The organism is Candidatus Omnitrophota bacterium (assembly GCA_041649175.1).
In the GTDB taxonomy this organism is placed as follows: Bacteria; Omnitrophota; Gorgyraeia; order Zapsychrales; family JBAZNR01; genus JBAZNR01.
Genome location: JBAZNR010000001.1, coordinates 110,094 through 127,033 on the forward strand (window position 1 = coordinate 110,094; position 16,940 = coordinate 127,033).

The following is a 16,940-nucleotide window of genomic DNA, read 5'->3' on the forward strand; positions in this document are numbered from 1 at the left end:
TTTTATATGATCTTTTCTTTCACACGGCGAAATGTTTTCGCCCGGACCTTAAGGATGCGAAACGGATGCCACCAATATTTTCCTCGAATACTGTCAAGGTCTTTACGACTTAGCTCATGGCTTGAAACTCTTTTGTTCATAACACACGGATGTGATCCAAAGTAAACCGGAAAGCGATTTAAATCGCCGTACGAGTAGCTCGCTTGGCGCTCTTGATCTGTCAATGAGGCAAAGCCGATCTGTTCGGCATTTTTCCGGCGCTGACTCATGACTTCCTGCGGATGGACCCAGCCGTAATGATATAGTAATTTCCCTGTGTTGATCCTTCGCATAGGTGCGAGGTCTTTGCGCCGAAATCCATAGGCATCATCGTAGGATTCCATCTGACGATTATTTTTAATGATCCTATCTTGTTTTTGGAACCATCCGCTATCAATGCGATAGCGATAATAGCTTCCATAAAAATGCATCCAGGCAAAGCGTAGCGCATCAACTTTCTCGCTATGCTGATATTTCTGCATGTATTTTCTTAAGGGCCCTAGATCTTTTTCATGGATCACTTCATCTGCTTGCAGATAAAAAGCCCAATCTCCTTTACATTCTTTCAAAGCTAAATTCGTTTCTGCGGATAAAACAGACTTACCTTGAGAAAAATCCCATTTGCGCTGGATGATCTTTATTTTGGGATCACGCAGCGATCTGATCATGCTTAGCGTCTCATCTTCCCCTTCTCCAACATTAACAATAAATTCATCACAGATCGGTAAAATCGATTTGATCGATTCAAGGGCTGGATAATTGAATTTGACGGCATTGCGGACAATGGTAAAGCCACTGACTTTCATTAAATTACGCTAACCTTTCGAATGATAAACTTCACCATAAACTTTTAATGTCTCTTCGGCTGTTTTCAAAAAAGAAAAATCTTTTGCCCGCACCCTTGCTTTTTGCTGAAGGTTTTCTTTTAAGCGTTGATCACCGATAGTCTGGGCCATCGCATCCGCGATGGCCCGAGGATCCATAGGATCTACGGTTAAAGCAGCACCGCCAGCAATTTCCGGGCAAGAAGACACATTAGACGTAATAACCGCCGCGCCGCAACTAAACGCTTCCACAATAGGAAATCCAAAACCTTCATAGAGAGATGGAAAAACAAATACTTCCGCTAAATTATAAAGATATCTAAGTTCTTCGTCGGTCAAATAGCCCAAAAAGACTACATCATTTTTTAGTTTCAGATGATCAACGAAATAATAAATACTTTCATTCATCCAGCCTGACATTCCGGCAATCACCAGCTTTCCGTTAAATTGTTTCTTTTCCTTAAGAAAGAAAAAAGCGCGAATAAGATTGTTAAGATTTTTTCTAGGTTCAATGGTCCCGACAAAAAATATGAACGGATCGCTGATCCCCTTTTCTTCGATCACCTTTTTTGCTTTTTGCCTTTGTTCGCTATCAAGAGGGTAAAAAATATTCTTATCAACACCTTGATGGACCATGCAAATCTTACTTTTATCAACAGAAAAATAACGCTCTAGATCATCCATGGTGCTTTGCGAGCAACAGATGATCTTTGAGGCCTTTAAAACAGCTTCGTGAATATGGCGATCTGTTATTTCAATGGTGCTCTGCGTATGACTTTGTGGAAAGGCCTTATAAATAAGATCATGGACGGTAACAACAATTTTGGCTTTCTCGATCGGAAGACTGTCGGGGCTGGGTGAATGATAAATATCAATGGCGCCTAAAGTCTCTTGAAGGCCACGATTGAACCGGTCGATCTTAACAGAGAAATTCTTTTGGGTAAAAACGGGGGTCTTTCTTTTTGTGTCGAAGAGTTTCTTTTGAACGTAAAGCAGATATTCGTTTTGAGGATCGATCTGGCTTAAAGTATTCACCAGATTGTGCGCATAGCGGCCGATGCCGGTATATTTCTTATTTAAAAAGGAGCGGCAGTTGATCGCCACGCGCATACGGCTATTTTCCTTTTGATTTTAGGAATTTTTTAATTACTTCGATGACATATTTAAGATTTTCAATGCCTAAATCTTGGTGAACACCGATATGAAAACCATAATTGCCGAAATATTCAGCCTGAGGAAAATCACCCAATTTATAGCCTAAGAATTTATACCCCGGACATTGGGTCGGCATGGAATAAAAAAGATTGCGGGAATCAATTCCGGCTTTATCAATATACGCGACAATTTCATCTCTGGTAAATGGCGCTTCTTCCGTTAAAGTCACCGGAAAAGCATGCGGCCCAAGCTTCTCATAGGGCTCTTCTTGAATAGAAAAAAGATAACGGTCAAATTGCTTGAAATTCTCGATAAGAAATTTCATATTCCGACGGCGCTTAGCGAGGATCTTCGAAAATATCTTTATATTGCCCAGCCCAACAGCCGCTTCGATCTCATTCATTTTCGAAGAAAATCCCACGCGCTTAAAAACAAATTTATGTTCCATGCCGTGATTGCGCAGTGACCTTAAAATTCCCGCCAAACGGCTGTCATTGGTTGTGATGATCCCGCCTTCAATGGTCGTAACAATGTGCGCCGCATAAAGGCTAAACGCCGCCATATCCCCAATTGAGCCTATCAATTGGCCGCGATACTCGGCTCCATGAGCCTCCGCGGCATCTTCGATAACGAAAAGTTTATATTTCTTAGCGAGCGCCATGATCTTGCCCATGTCAGCGGGTTTTCCCATCAAATGAACCGGCATAATAGCTCTTGTCTTGGGCGTGATCGCGGCTTCGATTTTTTCGGGATTAATATTAAGTGTTTTTCGCTCAACATCCACAAAAACCGGATTAAATCCCGCGTTTAAAACAGCATTGCCGGTGGCTATAAAAGATAGCGCCGGAATAATGACCTCATCTCCTCGTTTGGCTCCAAAATCATAAAGTGTCGCCAAAGCTAAAGTATCGGCGTCGGTTCCACTACTGACCGCAACGGCTTCTTTGACGCCGAAAAGTTTCGCGAATTTTTCTTCAAAAGAGCGAACGTATTGCCCTTGCGTCACCCACTTTGTTTTTAAAGCTTTGTCGATAAGTTTACGTGCATCACTGGTGACCGAAACAGTTCCGAAAGGAACTCGATAATTTGTTTTATGCGCCATGGATACCTGCTTTTCTTAGGAATTGTTGTACTTGGTTATAACGTTCGGGGGTCCCAATATCGATAAATTCCCCTTTGGCCATATAGGCGAAAAATTCTTCACCGATCAGCTTCGGGAAAAAATCATATTCAATGGAAAATTGTTCGCTTGTTTTCACAGAAGAGAAGATGTTCTTGTTCAAACAATACGTCCCGGTGTTTACGTAAGCGGATTTACCGGAGGCTATTTTTTCCTTAAAAGCTAAGATCCGATTGTTGTGATCAAATTCAATGGTCCCAAAATCACCGCTTTCCAGAACCTTATTAACGGCAATCGTTGCTACAGCTTTATGGCTTTCATGAAACTTGGCCAGATCCTTGTACTCTAAAGTGCAAAAACAATCCCCGTTCATGGCGATAAAATGTTCGCTTTGAACAAGCGATGCTCCCTTTTTGATAGCACCGCCTGTCCCCAGGGGGCTTTCTTCTCGAGAAAAAACAATATCTAAATGTTGAAATGTTTTTTTAAAATACGCTTCAATGACATCAGCGCCGTATCCGGTGCATAAAATAAACCGCTTCCCGCCTTGCGCGGCAATATAGTCGATCAGGACATTTAAAAATGGTTTTCCGTTAACCTCGGCAAGAACCTTGGGCGCATCGCCTGTCACAGAGCGCAGGCGCTTTCCCAGTCCACCGCAAAGAATAACAAAATCTATTTTTGATAAATTGTTCACAGGAAAGTTTTTTAGCGAACCTTGCCGCTATCGGGCTGATAGAAGATGATCTGACTTCCTAAGCTTTCAAAGCGAAAAGGAATTTCTAAATATTTCTTTAGCTTTTCTCGGATCTTTTTTTGTTTTTCAGGCTGTGCGAACAGAAGAACGAAGCCGCCGCCGCCAGCGCCTAATAATTTTCCACCCAAAGCCCCTGCCCGGCGAGCTGTATTGTATAATTCATCAATTTGAGGAGTGGTGATCTTATCGGAAAGGCTGCGCTTCAATTTCCAGCTTTCATGAAGAAGTTTTCCGAAACGCGAAAGATCTTTTCCCTCCACAATATCAAACGCCTCTTTGACCATCTCTTGCATGGCCCCCAGCTCTTTTCTTTTACTAGGGATATTTTTTATTTGATGTTCGGCGATCTCGGAGGCCATCCGCGAAAATCCCGTAAAAAACATCATCAAATGATCTTGCAAAGACTGCAGCCGTTCTTGCGGAATAGTGATCTTTCGGACAGACAAGTGACTGCTTCCGCCAAATTCAATATAGTTAAATCCGCCATAAGCCGCTAATGTTTGATCTTGGCATCCGACATTTTCTTTGCATTTTTTCTGCTCGATATAGATCGCCTCTTTGGCTAAACGCTCTTTGGTCGGCATGGTTCCTTTAAGAGCATACAAGGCATTCAGAAGCCCAACGGTAAACGATGAGCTGGAACCGAGTCCAGTGCGCGCCGGTAAATCACCGTCGTGATGGATTTCGATCCCTTCTTTGATCTTTAAGAATTTTAAAACTTCACGAACCGCCGGATGGCGAATATCTTCAGTTTCCTGAATATGTTCAATCACAGAATAAATAATGCGGGATTTGTGCTCAAAAAATGGCGGTAAATGGCGGCATGTAATATAACAATATTTATCAATGGTGGTCGCTAAAACAGCGCCTTTATTTTCCTTGAACCAATCAGGATAATCGGTGCCGCCGCCAAAAAAAGAAACACGAAAAGGTGTCCGGCTAATGATCATACACAAACCCTTTCTTCAAGAATTTTACGGCGTAATTTTATTTTGGTTGATTTTAACGTTTCGTCGACGGCTGTTTGTCCAAATTTGTCTTTGAGTAAAGCGAGAAATTTTGGGTTGGTATGGTAAGTATGCCACGCTTTATCACGAAATTCCAAAACCTGTTCGGCGCTTAAATATTTTGTCGGCAAAGGCTGGCACGCATAAGAATGTTGGGAAAATCCCGCGTATGTATCAGGCAATTTCCACCCTTCTTTCTTGGCAATTCCATATAAAGGGCTGCCCGGATAAGCCATGGCAGAGTAAAAGTTCGCCATTTCCGTATTAAGCTCAAGGGCTAGGTCAAGTGTCGCTTGCATGGTTTCAAGATTATCCTCGGGAAGTCCAAAAATATAATTCGCGGCAACATTGATGCCGTGATCGCGGATCTTTTTGACAATACCTCGGATATCAACATCTTCGAACCGCCCCTTAGTGACATCTTTTCTTACCTTAGTATTGCCGCTTTCAATGCCGAGTGCCAGATAATTAATGCCGGCTTTTTTAAGAGTTTCCAAATACTGTTCTTTGACCGTATCAATACGCGAATAACACCAAATATTAAACTGATAATCACGCTCAATAAGCAGTTCACATAAACGCATAAAATGATTCGTGTTTAAAACAAAAAGTTCGTCAGCGATCTTAATATTTCGAATGCCAAGTGTTTGCAGTTTATCAAATTCCTTAACAATGAATTCCGGATCCCAATACCTAAAAACCGCGCTTCCATCGGAATATTCATTTTCCTGCCGATTGATGATGTTGATCATGCAAAAAGAACATTTCATCGGGCAACCCAAGCTCGTATAGATCGCCCCGAAAGGTTCCCGGTCGGCGCTATTAGGAAGCGAGTGCCAAAGCGCCGTGCGATATCTGGACATAGATAATTTATCCCAGGCAACGCCGGGCAATTCAGTTGCCAGATCTTCCTTGGACACGATCGGCGACGGGCTATTAAGAACGATTTTCCCATCTTGACGATACCCTAGCCCAAGAACTTGGTCCAACTTATCTTCCAAATTAGTTTTAAGAAGATTGGAAATAGTGTAGACGCCTTCATTCTGGCAAACCATATCAATATAGGGATGTTTTTCAAGGACTTCGCGCGATAAAGCGCTGACATGCCCGCCGACAAAAAGTATTTTGATTTCCGGAGAATTTTTCTTGAGCTCTTCCGCTAAAGAAACAGCCCCATCCATATTTTGCGAACTGGCGCTGGGTTGTTGCCCGTAAACAACAAAACAGGCAACCTTGGGGTTAAAACCTTTGATCATCATCGCCGCGTGAAAATCATCCAGGCGCAAGGCTTCACAGTCTAAAATCTCGGCGCTAAACCCTTTTTTAAGGCAATGATTGGCTAACATCCCCGCCCAAATAGGCGGCTCAATGGCGGAATAATATTTGCTAAGCCCCTGATAAATTTTCTCGGAGGCATTAGGCTGGATAAAAAGAATATCGAGTTGCTTCATGAATTAAAAACCTTATATATTGGCGTATTGGTTACGTTTGATGACCTGATAACCCTTAATAAGCTCTTGAATACCTTTAGAGATCGAAACATCCGGTTTAAAACCGGTTTTTTCGATCTTTTCGTTACTGACGATGTAATCACGTTTATCGGGATCTTCGCCTATTTTAGATTCAACAAAATAGAATTCCTTAACATGTTTCTTGATCTCTTCGCAAAGTTCTAATTTACTTAAATTCGCATCACTTAAGCCAACATTGTAAGGCTCATTTTTCATCTTGTCAAAATTGTTAAGTGAATGGATAAAGGCTTTAGTGATATCGCGCACATGAATATAGTTACGCTTAAAATGGGCTTCGAATAAAACGACAAAACGGTCAAAAACCGCGCGATAAACAAAATCATTCACCAGTAAATCCAAGCGCATGCGCGGACTAACGCCAAAGGCCGTTGCTAAACGCAATGTAATTCCATGGCCGGAATTAAGGATCGTTTCTTCTGCCTGAACTTTAAGCTTTCCATATAAAGAAACAGGACGAAGCGGAGTTTGCTCGGTGCAAAACTTTCCTTTTTCTCCGATGCCATAACCGCTATTGGTCGTCGGAAAAATAAGGATTTGATTTTTACTTGTCATGTCGACGATCGTTTTAACGGCATCCGCTAAAATAGTTTGCGCACCAACGGGGTCTTTGGCGCATAACGGCGCGCCTGTCAAGCAGGCCAAGGGGAAAATAGCGTCAGATTGCTTAACCAATTTCTCCATTAAATTCTTATCGCGCGTATCACCGCGAATGATCGTTAAATTGTCGCTATGACAACAATCTAAAAGCGACGGTTGATTATACATAAAATTATCCAAGGCAATGACTTGATGATTTTCCTTGAGCAAGGCCGGTGTTAAAACCGAGCCGATGTACCCCGCTGCGCCTGTTACCAAGATTTTCATTTTTTTAACTCCGCTGTTTTTTGTTTTAAATACCAATCGTATGTTTTTGTGATGCCTTCTTTTAAATCGACCTTTGGTTTCCAGCCTAATTTTTCAATCTTTTGATTATCCAACAATTTACGCATCGTTCCATCGGGCTTCGTCTTGTCAAAAATAATCTCCCCTTTAAACCCGGATATATCCGCGATCAACGAAGCTAGCTCTTTGATGGAAACATCTCTCCCGCAACCAATATTGATCGGCTCCTCATCTTTGTATTTTTCCATTAAAAATAAACAGCTTTCAACAAAATCATCCGCGTAAATAAATTCCCGTTGTGGTTTTCCCGTCCCCCAGACTACAACGCTTTTTTCATTACGCAATTTGGCTTCGGTAAATTTCCCGATGAGCGCCCCAATAACATGCGCTGTTTCTTGATTGGCATCACTTCCGGGGCCGTAAATCGTCGCTGGAATTGCAACGATCGCGTCAAATTTGTATTGCCGCTGATAAGCTTGACAAAGCTTTATTCCGGCGATCTTGGCCACCGAATAGGCTTCACTCGTTTCTTCCAGGGGTCCTGTTAACAAATATTTTTCTTTGATGGGCTGTAAACTTTCTTTAGGGTAAACGCAAGAGCCAGCCAAAAACAAAAGCTTTTTAACTCCAAAAGTATACGCCGCATGAACGATATTGTTCTGAGCTTCTAGATTTTCGTAAATAAATTCGGCGGAAAATTTTTGATTAGCGGCAATTCCACCGGAACGCACCGAGCCCAAGAAAACATATTCCGGCCTTTTTTCTTCAAAGAACTTTTTTACGTTTGCCTGATTTAAAACATCCCACCCGATCATCCCGGATAAAAAAACATGATCAAATCCCTGTCGGGCAAAATACGACCCTAAGGAGTTTTCAATAACGTCTTGATGGCCGATAACTAGGATTTTACTACTTTTTTGCATGAACTACTTTTGATTATAGAAGTTTCCGTGTTCTATCAGAAGAGTGGATTTATTATCTTTGCGCTCAAAGGCATGTTTGTAGGCCGGAAAAATATCTTCCGGTTCATTGAGCTCAACAACATCAATGGTGGTAAACATTTTTCTAAAGGCATCCGCGTAGTTTCCGACGTGCTGATGGCCGGGATGCACGGGGCTATCGGGTCCGGTTGCCACCCGAATTAAGACTTTAGGAATCAACTGATTAGCGCTGATCGCCGGTATTTTATCCAGCATATTGACCATATCTGAAACCGCAATGAGCAGAAAATTTTGCCGCGGATAAACCGAGATAGGAATATACCCCGCTAGGGATAATCCGATCGTAAATTGCATTTGAAAACTTTCATTGATCGGCATTTCTAAAGTCCGCTCGGGCGATACATCGCGAAGCGTTTGGAACATAAAAGTCCCTGGCCCGGCAACAGTTTGCCCGACAAAAATAGACTTAGGCTGCTGGGCCAACCATTCCATCGTGCGTTTTAATTCGTCAAAATATTTCATATTAAAATTTAATGAGTTTTCCTAGCCCAGAATGCGGATAACCGTTTAGATATTTAAAATAGATGATCTTGGATTCAAATTTTGTATCTTTAAACCACGGCTCAGCGCAATTCCAGACTTCTCTGGTTTTTGTCATAACGCTAAGCCCATTATCGCAAACAATGAATTTAACCGGCAGGTCAAAGTGGACGGCGTATTTCACCGATTCGTGAAAAATCCCCGTTTCAGCTGACATATCACCGCAAAAAATGTAGGCTTTTCCTTTTTTTCCTTGGCGTTTTAAAGCCCATGCAACGCCGACCGCTGTTCCTAAAAGGCTTCCGACAATACCTGAACAGAGAATTTTCTGCCCCGGAAAACACAAAGAAATGCTTTTGCCTTCCTGAATAGCCTTCTTAAGCTCTTCGCGCCCAACCCCTTTTAGAAGAGCCAGTTCGTGAGAATCCCAGAAGCCGAAGACATAGTCATCCGAGCCAATGGCATTTTCCTTAAAAATCCGGATGAGCTCGTCTTCCCGCCCGGCACGTAAATGGACAGGAGCCCGAATACTGCCAGTGGCAAAAATGTCGGCTATTTCCTTCTCAAAGCTGATGATTTCTTCTTTGGTAACCATAGCAATTTAGACGTTTTAATGAAACGATAGTGTAGTATAGCGAAAACTTATCCTAAACTCAAATAATAATATTTGGATTTTAGGGCCTAAAATAAGGCGTAGATAAACGGAGCTACGGCCGAACTTTGGGCCAAGATCATTAGCGATCCTAGCAGAATAAGGACTACAACGATCGGCATCAGCCAATACTTCTTTCTCACGCTTAAAAATTCCCATAATTCTTTCAGAATAGACAACTTCGACATGAATAGCTCTCCTTTTTTATTTCCTACTGGGCTAGTTTTTCTAAAATAACATCCGCCAACCGATCAGCGATCAGCTGATTACCCTTACGCGTACAATGCCCAAAATCTCCGGCAAATTGATCCACAAAATACTCATCATAACGCCCTGTTTTTAAGGCTTTCTCAAATACTTCTTTATTTTCAACAAAGATTATATTACGTTTCTGACCTAACATTTCCTTCAACGGCAGGATATCGCGCAAAGGATACTGCATACAGATCAGTTTCACCCTACTGCGTAAAATGCGGTCGACAATGTCGAGATAATGTTTGACGGTGAATGAATTATACGTCCGAGAAGATGTCACTTTGCTTTTTTCGGCATATTCTTTGGCTAAATCGGATTTTCCTTGTCTTTCGTAACATCGAATCAAATATTCATAAAGACGCACATCTTTGGGATTCAGCGCGATCGCTTTTAAATAAAGGCTTTCTGCTTTCGCATATTGCTGTTCCTCCTCGTAAAGAGAACCGAGCTGTTGATAGACCCAGTGATTTTGCGGATTGATCTCAAGAGACCTCAAGAAAGCTTCTTTAGCTTGGGCGTTTTGCCCCTGAATCTTTAGCCATTGGCCCATTTCGCCGTACGCCCAAAAGTTATTTGGATCTATTTTTAGTAAATCGCGATAAACCACAATGGCCTTTTCATGATTTCCCACTTCGTTATTGCATCGGCCTAATTCAAGGCGAGCCCAAAATAATTCCGGATCAAGCGCGATCGCTTTTTCAAAGACCGTTATTGCTTGATCAAATTTTCTTTGAACCTTATAACAACGGCCCAAGCCCGCATAGGCAACCGCATCTTGCGGGCTGATCTCGATCGCTTTTTGATAAGCACTTTCAGACTGGAGGAATTCTTCACGCTCCCGATGCCAGCGCCCTAACTCTGAATAAAGATCTCCCAGGGCAAGATTAAGCTTCTGCTCTTGTTCTTGCGCTTTCTCAACACCTGCCAAATTTCCGCGTTTTTCATAAGCCTTTTTGATCTCTTGAATTAATTGATGGTTCTTTGTTATCTGCGTTATTTGGAAACGAATGACCGCGATCTCTTTAACTGGCACAACATCTTCCGGAATGTCGGAATATTGCTTTGGCCTCGTCTTAAATCCAAATCTAATTTTATGAGATACGTGCAATGCGAGAAGCTTGGCAAGTTTATAAACACGCAGGTCTCCCGCAAGAGAACGAATTGGTGCTTTTCTGTCCTGGCCGGCAAGGCCGTCATATTTGTCATCATTGATCCCCATCATCACAATGACTGCCTGCGGTTTGTACTTGGCCAAATTGGCTTCGAGCTGCGCGGCGATATCGCCCGAGTCTTTAGCCGGAAGTCCCTTATTGATAATTTTAAATTTAATTTTTCTGCTTCTTTCATTGAGAGTTTCTTCAAGCAAAAAAGGATAGGCATATTCTCCGCCTAAGGCTGTTGTTGATTCTCCTAAGCATAAAATACGATATTCGCTGTCACCTTGAAGAGAAATCTTATTTGACCGCTCCTGCAGATAAAAGAATGCCGCGCCGCTTAAGCGCAATCCTGACTCCAAAAGAATAACGGATAAAGCTAGGCCTAAAAAAATGAGGGATATTTTCTGGATCAATGTTGTTTTCATGATCATAAAAGCGCTTTAACTTATTTAATATTTTTTAGTATGGCTTTAGAAATATTTTCAGCCAATAATTTATTTCCCTGGGCCGTGCAATGGCCAAAATCACCGGCAAAACGATCGTAGAAATACTGGTCATATCCGTTTTTGTTAACAGCGTCCTGAAAAACTGCCCGATTATCAACAAAAATAATTCCCGTGGAAGATAGATCTTTTCTCAATAGCGCAATATCGCGCAAAGGATACTGAGCGCAGATAAGCTTTATTCCTTTTTTAAGGACAATTTCTTTTAATTGTTGGTAGTTGGACATCGTTGGAGAATCATGTTTGACCAGCCTTTTCTGCCGTAAATTGATCAATTGGTTTGCCAAATCTTTCTTTCCCTGAGACTCATAATAGGAAGCCAGCCGCGCATAGATATCGGCCGACGAACCGGAAAACTGCCCGGACGTTAACCTCAAAAAAAGATCCTGAAAAACTTTTTGCGCTTCTTCCGGTTTATTATTTTCCTGCAAAATAAAACCTAGTTCCAAAATCCAGACCGGAACCTGTACAGATTCGGGATTAGCATCAATGGCTTTTTTAAATAAATCCTCCAGGAGATCTTCTTTGGCGTTTTTCCGATAACAATAGGCTATCTTGCCGTAAACCCAAACATTTTCAGGATTAGTTTCCAGTTGTTTTTGGTACATCAGTTCTGCTTCATGATATCTTTGCTGTTCTAAATAAACATCGGCCAAATTACCGTAAATCTCTAAATTATCCGGAACAACAGCCAAGATCCGCTTATAAAGATTTTCGGCTTGAGAATATTTCGCCTGCATTTTATAGCAGTTTGCTAATTGATACGTTGCCACGAACTGATGTTCATCCGAGAGCTTTCCCAATTCGATGACTTTTTTAAACGCGTCTTCACCTTTTTTGTAATCCGCCCATTCACGATAATAAAGGCCTAAATAAAAGTAGGCTTGCGCATTATTGCCATCCAGCTCGATTGCTCTTAAATAAGCTTCTTTCTCCTTGTCGAACTTTTGGACCATTTTATACATACGCCCTAATTCCATGTATTTTTCTGATGATGGAGACAGAGAGATCTTTTTTTCAAAATCTTTGACTTTTCTCTCCAATGTTTCCATAATCAATTCCTCTTTTTTGTGCTCCGCATGAGACCAGATCAACCTAGCCAACTTATAAACCTTCAATCCATCCAAGAAAGACCTCTGCAGATTTTTCTCTTGAGCTTTAAATCGCAAGGTATCCGAAGAGTCATTAATGCCCATCATCGTAACGATCATCTTTGGATGATATTCGTCGATCCAGGTTTCCAAATACGAAACGATATCGTATGTATTCATCGCCGGGACACCTTTATTGATAACGGAAAAACGAACGGAAGGATTTTTGGCATTGAGGATTTCTTCTAATTGCCGAGGATACGCGTGCGCGCCGCCCAAAGCCGTGGTAGATTCTCCCAGACAAAGGATCCGGTATTCTCCGTTGCCGCAGGCAGAAGCACGGTTAAGGCTTTCCTGAAAGAACAGAAAAGCAAATCCGCCGATCCTTAAAGCTATTTCAAGGAAAGCAATAGCTAAGAAAAGGCCGAAACATATAAGGAATAACTTTTGTCTTAAAGTAGTTTGAGGCATTTAAACTGTGGGATGCTTTTCTAAGCTAACGGCCGGCTGTGATCTTTAAACCACTGTACCGTTTCTTTTATTCCGTCTTCCAGACCGATCTTGGGTTGCCAACCAAGTTTTGTTTTCGCCAGGGCAATGTCCGGCCGACGCTGCTTGGGATCATCGATAGGAAGCGGTTTATAAACGATCTTGGCTTTAGCCTTAGAAAACTTTACTATCAGTTTGGCAAATTCTAAAATAGTAAACTCGTTAGGATTACCGATATTAACTGGGCCGGGAAGTTTAGAAAACAAAAGCCGAGTGATCCCTTCAACCAAGTCAGAGACATAACAAAACGACCTGGTTTGCTTACCATTGCCATAAACAGTTAGCGGCTTGTTGTGCAACATTTGGTATATAAAATTCGGGACAACACGTCCGTCAAGCATACGCATGCGAGGGCCATAGGTATTAAAGATCCGGACGATCTTAGTATCGATTTTGTGAACGCGCCGATATGCCATGGTAATGGCTTCGGCAAACCGCTTGGCTTCATCATAAACTCCGCGCGGGCCGATGGGATTAACGTGTCCCCAGTAAGTCTCTTTTTGCGGATGAACCAGCGGATCGCCATAAACCTCTGACGTCGACGCTAAAAGGAACTTTGCTTTCTTCGCTTTTGCCAGCCCTAATGCATTATGTGTCCCTAACGCGCCAACCTTAAGTGTTGGGATAGGAAAATTGAGATAGTCAACCGGGCTTGCCGGTGACGCAAAATGCAGGACATAATGAACAGCTCCCTCGATATGAAGAGGCTTTGAAACATCATGATGAACAAATTCAAAGCTCTTGTTATCCAACAGATGTTTAATATTGTCCTTGGAACCGGTGATCAAATTATCAACGCACAAGACCTTAAATCCGGATGAAATAAAACGGTCGCATAAATGACTTCCTAAAAATCCCGCCCCGCCGGTGATCAATATCGTTTTTTTCTGTTTTGACATTTATTTTCGCCTTTTGATTAAAATTTAATGATTTTAGAACTTTTTTCTTTTTGATAAATATTTCGGATATCAAAGATATTCTTGGAACACTTTAAGATCAAAGAGTAATCAACGCCATCATGATCAACGGCAATAACAACACAATCAAATTGAGATAAGGTATCTTTGTTCAAAATGACCGATCTCAGGTCGATCGTCCCAATTTTTAAATACGGAACAATGGGGTCAAAATATTTCACGTTGCACTTTGCCTTCTGCAGAAGTTCAATGAGGGTCAGCGGCGGAGATTTCCGCAAGTCTTTTACGTTCTTTTTATAAGTAGCGCCCACAACCAAAACCTTAGATTTATTTAAAGCTTTCCCCTGCTTTCGAAGGATATCCTCAATTCGATGCAAAGCAAAAAGCGGCATATGGGAATTAATGTCAGCGGCAAGTTTTATGAATTTAGATGAAAATCCATGCAGTTTAGCTTTCCAATACAAATAGATCGGATCATCGGGAATACAGTGCCCTCCGACGCCCAAACCCGGATAAAACGGCATAAAACCAAACGGCTTTGTTTTCGCCGCATCAATCACTTCCCAAATATCAATACCAAGCTTATGGCACATCATAGCGATCTCATTGATCCAGCCGACATTAACAATGCGAAAAGAATTTTCCAAAAGCTTGGTCATTTCTGCCGCGCGTGCCGATGAGACTGAATGCACATTTCTAATAATTTGGCGGTATAACGCTTGCGCCAGTTCGCCGGAGACACTGCTTAAGCCCCCAACGATCTTCGGAATGCGCGTTACCGGATATTTCTTATTGCCGGGATCAATGCGCTCCGGAGAAAACGCCAAAAAGAAATCCCGCTCGGCCTTGAGCCCGCTTTTTTCTAATTCAGGACAGATAAGCTCTTCGGTCGTTCCGGGATAGGTTGTACTTTCCAGAACGATCAGCATATCTTTTCTTAAAAACTGCCGAATAGTGCGCACGGCTTTTAAAATGAAAGAAATATCCGGCGTATATTTACGCTTTAACGGCGTGGGAACACAAATAATGATAACATCCGAAGATGCCAAAAGACGAAAATCATTAGAGGGTTTAAATCGATTTTTTGCGATCAACTTTGATACAAGCGTCGACGGAATATCTAAGATATAGCTCTTTTTTTCTTGAAGCCTTTTGACACGGTCATGATCGCTGTCTAAGCCAAAAACTTTAAAACCGGCTTTGGCAAAATTAACCGCCAAAGGGAGCCCCACATAACCTAATCCCACAATCGCGATATTAGCTTTTTTATGCTGAATTTTTTCGAGCAAGATTTTACTCATATCATTTCCTCAGATTTAGCGACTGTTTCTTTTCTTCCACCACGATTGATTTTCACCATACCACGAAATTGTTCGGCCTAAACCCTCAACAAAAGAAATCTTTGGGCTAAATCCAAGTTTACGGATCTTGGCGCAATTGATCGCGTAACGAAAATCATGCCCCGGTCGATCTTGAACATGCTGGATCATAGATATAGGCTTTTTCATGGCCCGTAAAATAGCCTTGGTCAGAAAAGCATTCGTTAAATAATTTTCTGCGGCAATATTGTAAATTTCGCCGATTGTTCCCTTGCGCAAGGCTAAGTCGATCGCCCGGCAATTATCTTCCACATAGATCCAATCACGGATATTTGATCCATCCGCATAAAGAGGAACTTTCTTCCCTTTTAATAAACGGGTAATAAAAAGCGGAATTACTTTTTCCGGATATTGATTAGGCCCAAAATTATTGGAACTGCGCGTAATAATAACCGGCAAGCCATACGTTGTAAAATATGACTTAACGAGGAGGTCGGCTGAGGCTTTGCTGGCTGAATAAGGACTGCTGGGAGAAAGCGAATCTTCTTCTTTGAAAAACCCTTTTCGCCTGCTGCCGTAAACCTCATCGGTACTCACATGTACAAAACGCTTGATCTTTTCCTTCCGGGCCGCTTCTAAAAGAACATGTGTTCCCAAAATATTTGTCTCGATAAAATTGTTCGCATTTTTTATAGACCGGTCGACATGCGTCTCGGCGGCAAAATGGACAACACTGTCACATCCGGCCATTGCCTTTTTAACTTGCTGGGCGTTTCTGACATCTCCTTTGATAAAACGATAATTCTTTAACGATGAAACTTCTTTGAGATTATCTCGTCCGCCAGCATACGTCAACAGGTCAAAGTTAATAACCTTGCCATTGGGATGAGCCTTAACAAGAAGCTTGATGAAATGAGAGCCAATAAACCCTGCGCCGCCGGTAACAAAAATCTTCATAGGTAAATCACAGATTGGGATTTTGGGGAAATTTCTTCGCCATCAGGCGATTGGCGCGATAAAGTGATGCAAACGTGCCGCAATCCGTCCAATTGCCCTCTAAGATATTAAACCGAAGCTCATTTTTCTTAAGATACATATTATTGACATCTGTGATTTCTAATTCACCGCGCTTAGAAGGCTTCAATTTTCGAATAAAATTAAAAACTAAGCTGTCATACATATAAATACCGGTCACGATATAATCCGAGGGAGGATTTTTCGGCTTTTCGACAATGGCGGTAATTTTATCGCCGTTGAAGCGCACAACACCAAAACGCTTAGGATCAGGAACCTTTTTAACTAAGATCCGAGCACCTGTTTTTTGCTTAGAAAATTCTTTCACGTAAGGCCGAATGGAAACATCAATAACATTATCTCCTAGCATAACAACAAACCGGTCTTTGCCGATGAAGTTCTCCGCCAAGCGAAGCGCATCGGCAATGCCGCCTTCACCTTGTTGATAGGCATAATGAATGTCATGAATACCGAATTCTTCTCCGTTACCTAAAAGCTTTAAGAAATCCCCCGCATTATTGCCGCCGGTAACGATCAAAATCTTTGTGATCCCGGCGTCAACAAGTGTTCGAATGGGATAATAGATCATCGGTTGATTATAAACAGGCAAAAGATGCTTGTTAGTAACTCGCGTGAGCGGTTCCAACCGCGTTCCCAAGCCACCGGCTAAAATAACACCTTTCATA

The 16,940-nt window shown here is 41.9% G+C and carries 17 protein-coding genes; all 17 read right to left on the minus strand.

From position 1 onward, the window contains the following. Positions 1 to 2: 2 nt before the first annotated feature. The 17 genes from WC676_00530 to WC676_00610 all read right to left on the minus strand — a co-directional run bounded on the left by WC676_00530 (position 3) and on the right by WC676_00610 (position 16,939). A complete protein-coding gene (locus WC676_00530; protein MFA5059099.1) occupies positions 3 to 845 on the minus strand; it encodes a glycosyltransferase in 843 nt (280 codons plus the stop codon). A gap of 9 nt (positions 846 to 854) precedes the next feature. Next, the gene (locus tag WC676_00535) at positions 855 to 1,973 is read right to left on the minus strand and encodes a glycosyltransferase family 1 protein (protein MFA5059100.1); all 1,119 of its coding nucleotides are present in this window, start codon (positions 1,971 to 1,973) and stop codon (positions 855 to 857) included. Between the two features lie 4 nt (positions 1,974 to 1,977). Then, entirely contained in the window at positions 1,978 to 3,120 is a 1,143-nt protein-coding gene (locus WC676_00540) for a DegT/DnrJ/EryC1/StrS family aminotransferase (GenBank protein MFA5059101.1), read from the minus strand. Further along, a complete protein-coding gene (locus WC676_00545) occupies positions 3,110 to 3,835 on the minus strand; it encodes a nucleotidyltransferase family protein (protein MFA5059102.1) in 726 nt (241 codons plus the stop codon). The genes WC676_00540 and WC676_00545 overlap by 11 nt, the downstream gene beginning before the upstream one ends. A gap of 11 nt (positions 3,836 to 3,846) precedes the next feature. Then, positions 3,847 to 4,845, minus strand: coding sequence for a kinase (locus WC676_00550; protein MFA5059103.1), 999 nt, complete (start codon positions 4,843 to 4,845; stop codon positions 3,847 to 3,849). Further along, on the minus strand, positions 4,842 to 6,353 hold the full coding sequence (locus WC676_00555) for a radical SAM protein (GenBank protein MFA5059104.1): 1,512 nt from the start codon (positions 6,351 to 6,353) through the stop codon (positions 4,842 to 4,844). Before WC676_00555 ends, WC676_00550 begins: the two co-directional genes overlap by 4 nt. A gap of 12 nt (positions 6,354 to 6,365) precedes the next feature. Then, complete coding sequence (locus tag WC676_00560) at positions 6,366 to 7,298, minus strand: NAD(P)-dependent oxidoreductase (GenBank protein MFA5059105.1); 933 nt, start codon at positions 7,296 to 7,298, stop codon at positions 6,366 to 6,368. Then, positions 7,295 to 8,239 carry a GDP-L-fucose synthase gene (locus tag WC676_00565; protein MFA5059106.1) on the minus strand — a complete coding sequence of 315 codons (945 nt, stop codon included), beginning with the start codon at positions 8,237 to 8,239 and terminating at the stop codon, positions 7,295 to 7,297. The genes WC676_00560 and WC676_00565 overlap by 4 nt, the downstream gene beginning before the upstream one ends. A 3-nt stretch (positions 8,240 to 8,242) precedes the next feature. Then, on the minus strand, positions 8,243 to 8,779 hold the full coding sequence (locus WC676_00570; protein ID MFA5059107.1) for a hypothetical protein: 537 nt from the start codon (positions 8,777 to 8,779) through the stop codon (positions 8,243 to 8,245). A 1-nt stretch (position 8,780) separates the two neighbouring features. After that, positions 8,781 to 9,392 (minus strand): thiamine pyrophosphate-dependent enzyme, encoded by a 612-nt coding sequence (locus WC676_00575; GenBank protein ID MFA5059108.1) that lies wholly within the window; start codon positions 9,390 to 9,392, stop codon positions 8,781 to 8,783. A gap of 86 nt (positions 9,393 to 9,478) precedes the next feature. Next, the gene (locus tag WC676_00580; protein MFA5059109.1) at positions 9,479 to 9,637 is read right to left on the minus strand and encodes a DUF5989 family protein; all 159 of its coding nucleotides are present in this window, start codon (positions 9,635 to 9,637) and stop codon (positions 9,479 to 9,481) included. Between the two features lie 23 nt (positions 9,638 to 9,660). Further along, entirely contained in the window at positions 9,661 to 11,292 is a 1,632-nt protein-coding gene (locus WC676_00585; GenBank protein MFA5059110.1) for a tetratricopeptide repeat protein, read from the minus strand. 14 nt (positions 11,293 to 11,306) lie between these two features. Continuing rightward, positions 11,307 to 12,926: a tetratricopeptide repeat protein gene (locus WC676_00590; GenBank protein ID MFA5059111.1), complete on the minus strand. Its 1,620-nt coding sequence runs from the start codon at positions 12,924 to 12,926 to the stop codon at positions 11,307 to 11,309. 20 nt (positions 12,927 to 12,946) lie between these two features. Then, positions 12,947 to 13,903, minus strand: a complete 957-nt coding sequence (locus WC676_00595) for a UDP-glucuronic acid decarboxylase family protein (protein ID MFA5059112.1) — start codon at positions 13,901 to 13,903, stop codon at positions 12,947 to 12,949. A 17-nt stretch (positions 13,904 to 13,920) separates the two neighbouring features. Further along, positions 13,921 to 15,222 (minus strand): nucleotide sugar dehydrogenase, encoded by a 1,302-nt coding sequence (locus WC676_00600; GenBank protein ID MFA5059113.1) that lies wholly within the window; start codon positions 15,220 to 15,222, stop codon positions 13,921 to 13,923. A 15-nt stretch (positions 15,223 to 15,237) separates the two neighbouring features. After that, positions 15,238 to 16,197, minus strand: coding sequence for a dTDP-glucose 4,6-dehydratase (gene rfbB, locus WC676_00605; protein ID MFA5059114.1), 960 nt, complete (start codon positions 16,195 to 16,197; stop codon positions 15,238 to 15,240). Between the two features lie 7 nt (positions 16,198 to 16,204). After that, a complete protein-coding gene (locus WC676_00610; GenBank protein ID MFA5059115.1) occupies positions 16,205 to 16,939 on the minus strand; it encodes a sugar phosphate nucleotidyltransferase in 735 nt (244 codons plus the stop codon). Between the last annotated feature and the right edge of the window lies 1 nt (position 16,940).

What these genes read in the sequence shown, in the direction of transcription:
- WC676_00590 (MFA5059111.1), bottom strand. Translation starts at nt 12,926, where the DNA reads ATGCCTCAAACTACTTTAAGACAAAAGTTATTCCTTATATGTTTCGGC.
- WC676_00580 (MFA5059109.1), bottom strand. Translation starts at nt 9,637, where the DNA reads ATGTCGAAGTTGTCTATTCTGAAAGAATTATGGGAATTTTTAAGCGTG.
- WC676_00560 (MFA5059105.1), bottom strand. Translation starts at nt 7,298, where the DNA reads ATGAAAATCTTGGTAACAGGCGCAGCGGGGTACATCGGCTCGGTTTTA.
- WC676_00540 (MFA5059101.1), bottom strand. Translation starts at nt 3,120, where the DNA reads ATGGCGCATAAAACAAATTATCGAGTTCCTTTCGGAACTGTTTCGGTC.
- WC676_00550 (MFA5059103.1), bottom strand. Translation starts at nt 4,845, where the DNA reads ATGATCATTAGCCGGACACCTTTTCGTGTTTCTTTTTTTGGCGGCGGC.
- WC676_00570 (MFA5059107.1), bottom strand. Translation starts at nt 8,779, where the DNA reads ATGAAATATTTTGACGAATTAAAACGCACGATGGAATGGTTGGCCCAG.
- WC676_00600 (MFA5059113.1), bottom strand. Translation starts at nt 15,222, where the DNA reads ATGAGTAAAATCTTGCTCGAAAAAATTCAGCATAAAAAAGCTAATATC.
- WC676_00535 (MFA5059100.1), bottom strand. Translation starts at nt 1,973, where the DNA reads ATGCGCGTGGCGATCAACTGCCGCTCCTTTTTAAATAAGAAATATACC.
- WC676_00585 (MFA5059110.1), bottom strand. Translation starts at nt 11,292, where the DNA reads ATGATCATGAAAACAACATTGATCCAGAAAATATCCCTCATTTTTTTA.
- WC676_00555 (MFA5059104.1), bottom strand. Translation starts at nt 6,353, where the DNA reads ATGAAGCAACTCGATATTCTTTTTATCCAGCCTAATGCCTCCGAGAAA.
- WC676_00595 (MFA5059112.1), bottom strand. Translation starts at nt 13,903, where the DNA reads ATGTCAAAACAGAAAAAAACGATATTGATCACCGGCGGGGCGGGATTT.
- WC676_00530 (MFA5059099.1), bottom strand. Translation starts at nt 845, where the DNA reads ATGAAAGTCAGTGGCTTTACCATTGTCCGCAATGCCGTCAAATTCAAT.
- WC676_00565 (MFA5059106.1), bottom strand. Translation starts at nt 8,239, where the DNA reads ATGCAAAAAAGTAGTAAAATCCTAGTTATCGGCCATCAAGACGTTATT.
- WC676_00610 (MFA5059115.1), bottom strand. Translation starts at nt 16,939, where the DNA reads ATGAAAGGTGTTATTTTAGCCGGTGGCTTGGGAACGCGGTTGGAACCG.
- WC676_00575 (MFA5059108.1), bottom strand. Translation starts at nt 9,392, where the DNA reads ATGGTTACCAAAGAAGAAATCATCAGCTTTGAGAAGGAAATAGCCGAC.
- rfbB (MFA5059114.1), bottom strand. Translation starts at nt 16,197, where the DNA reads ATGAAGATTTTTGTTACCGGCGGCGCAGGGTTTATTGGCTCTCATTTC.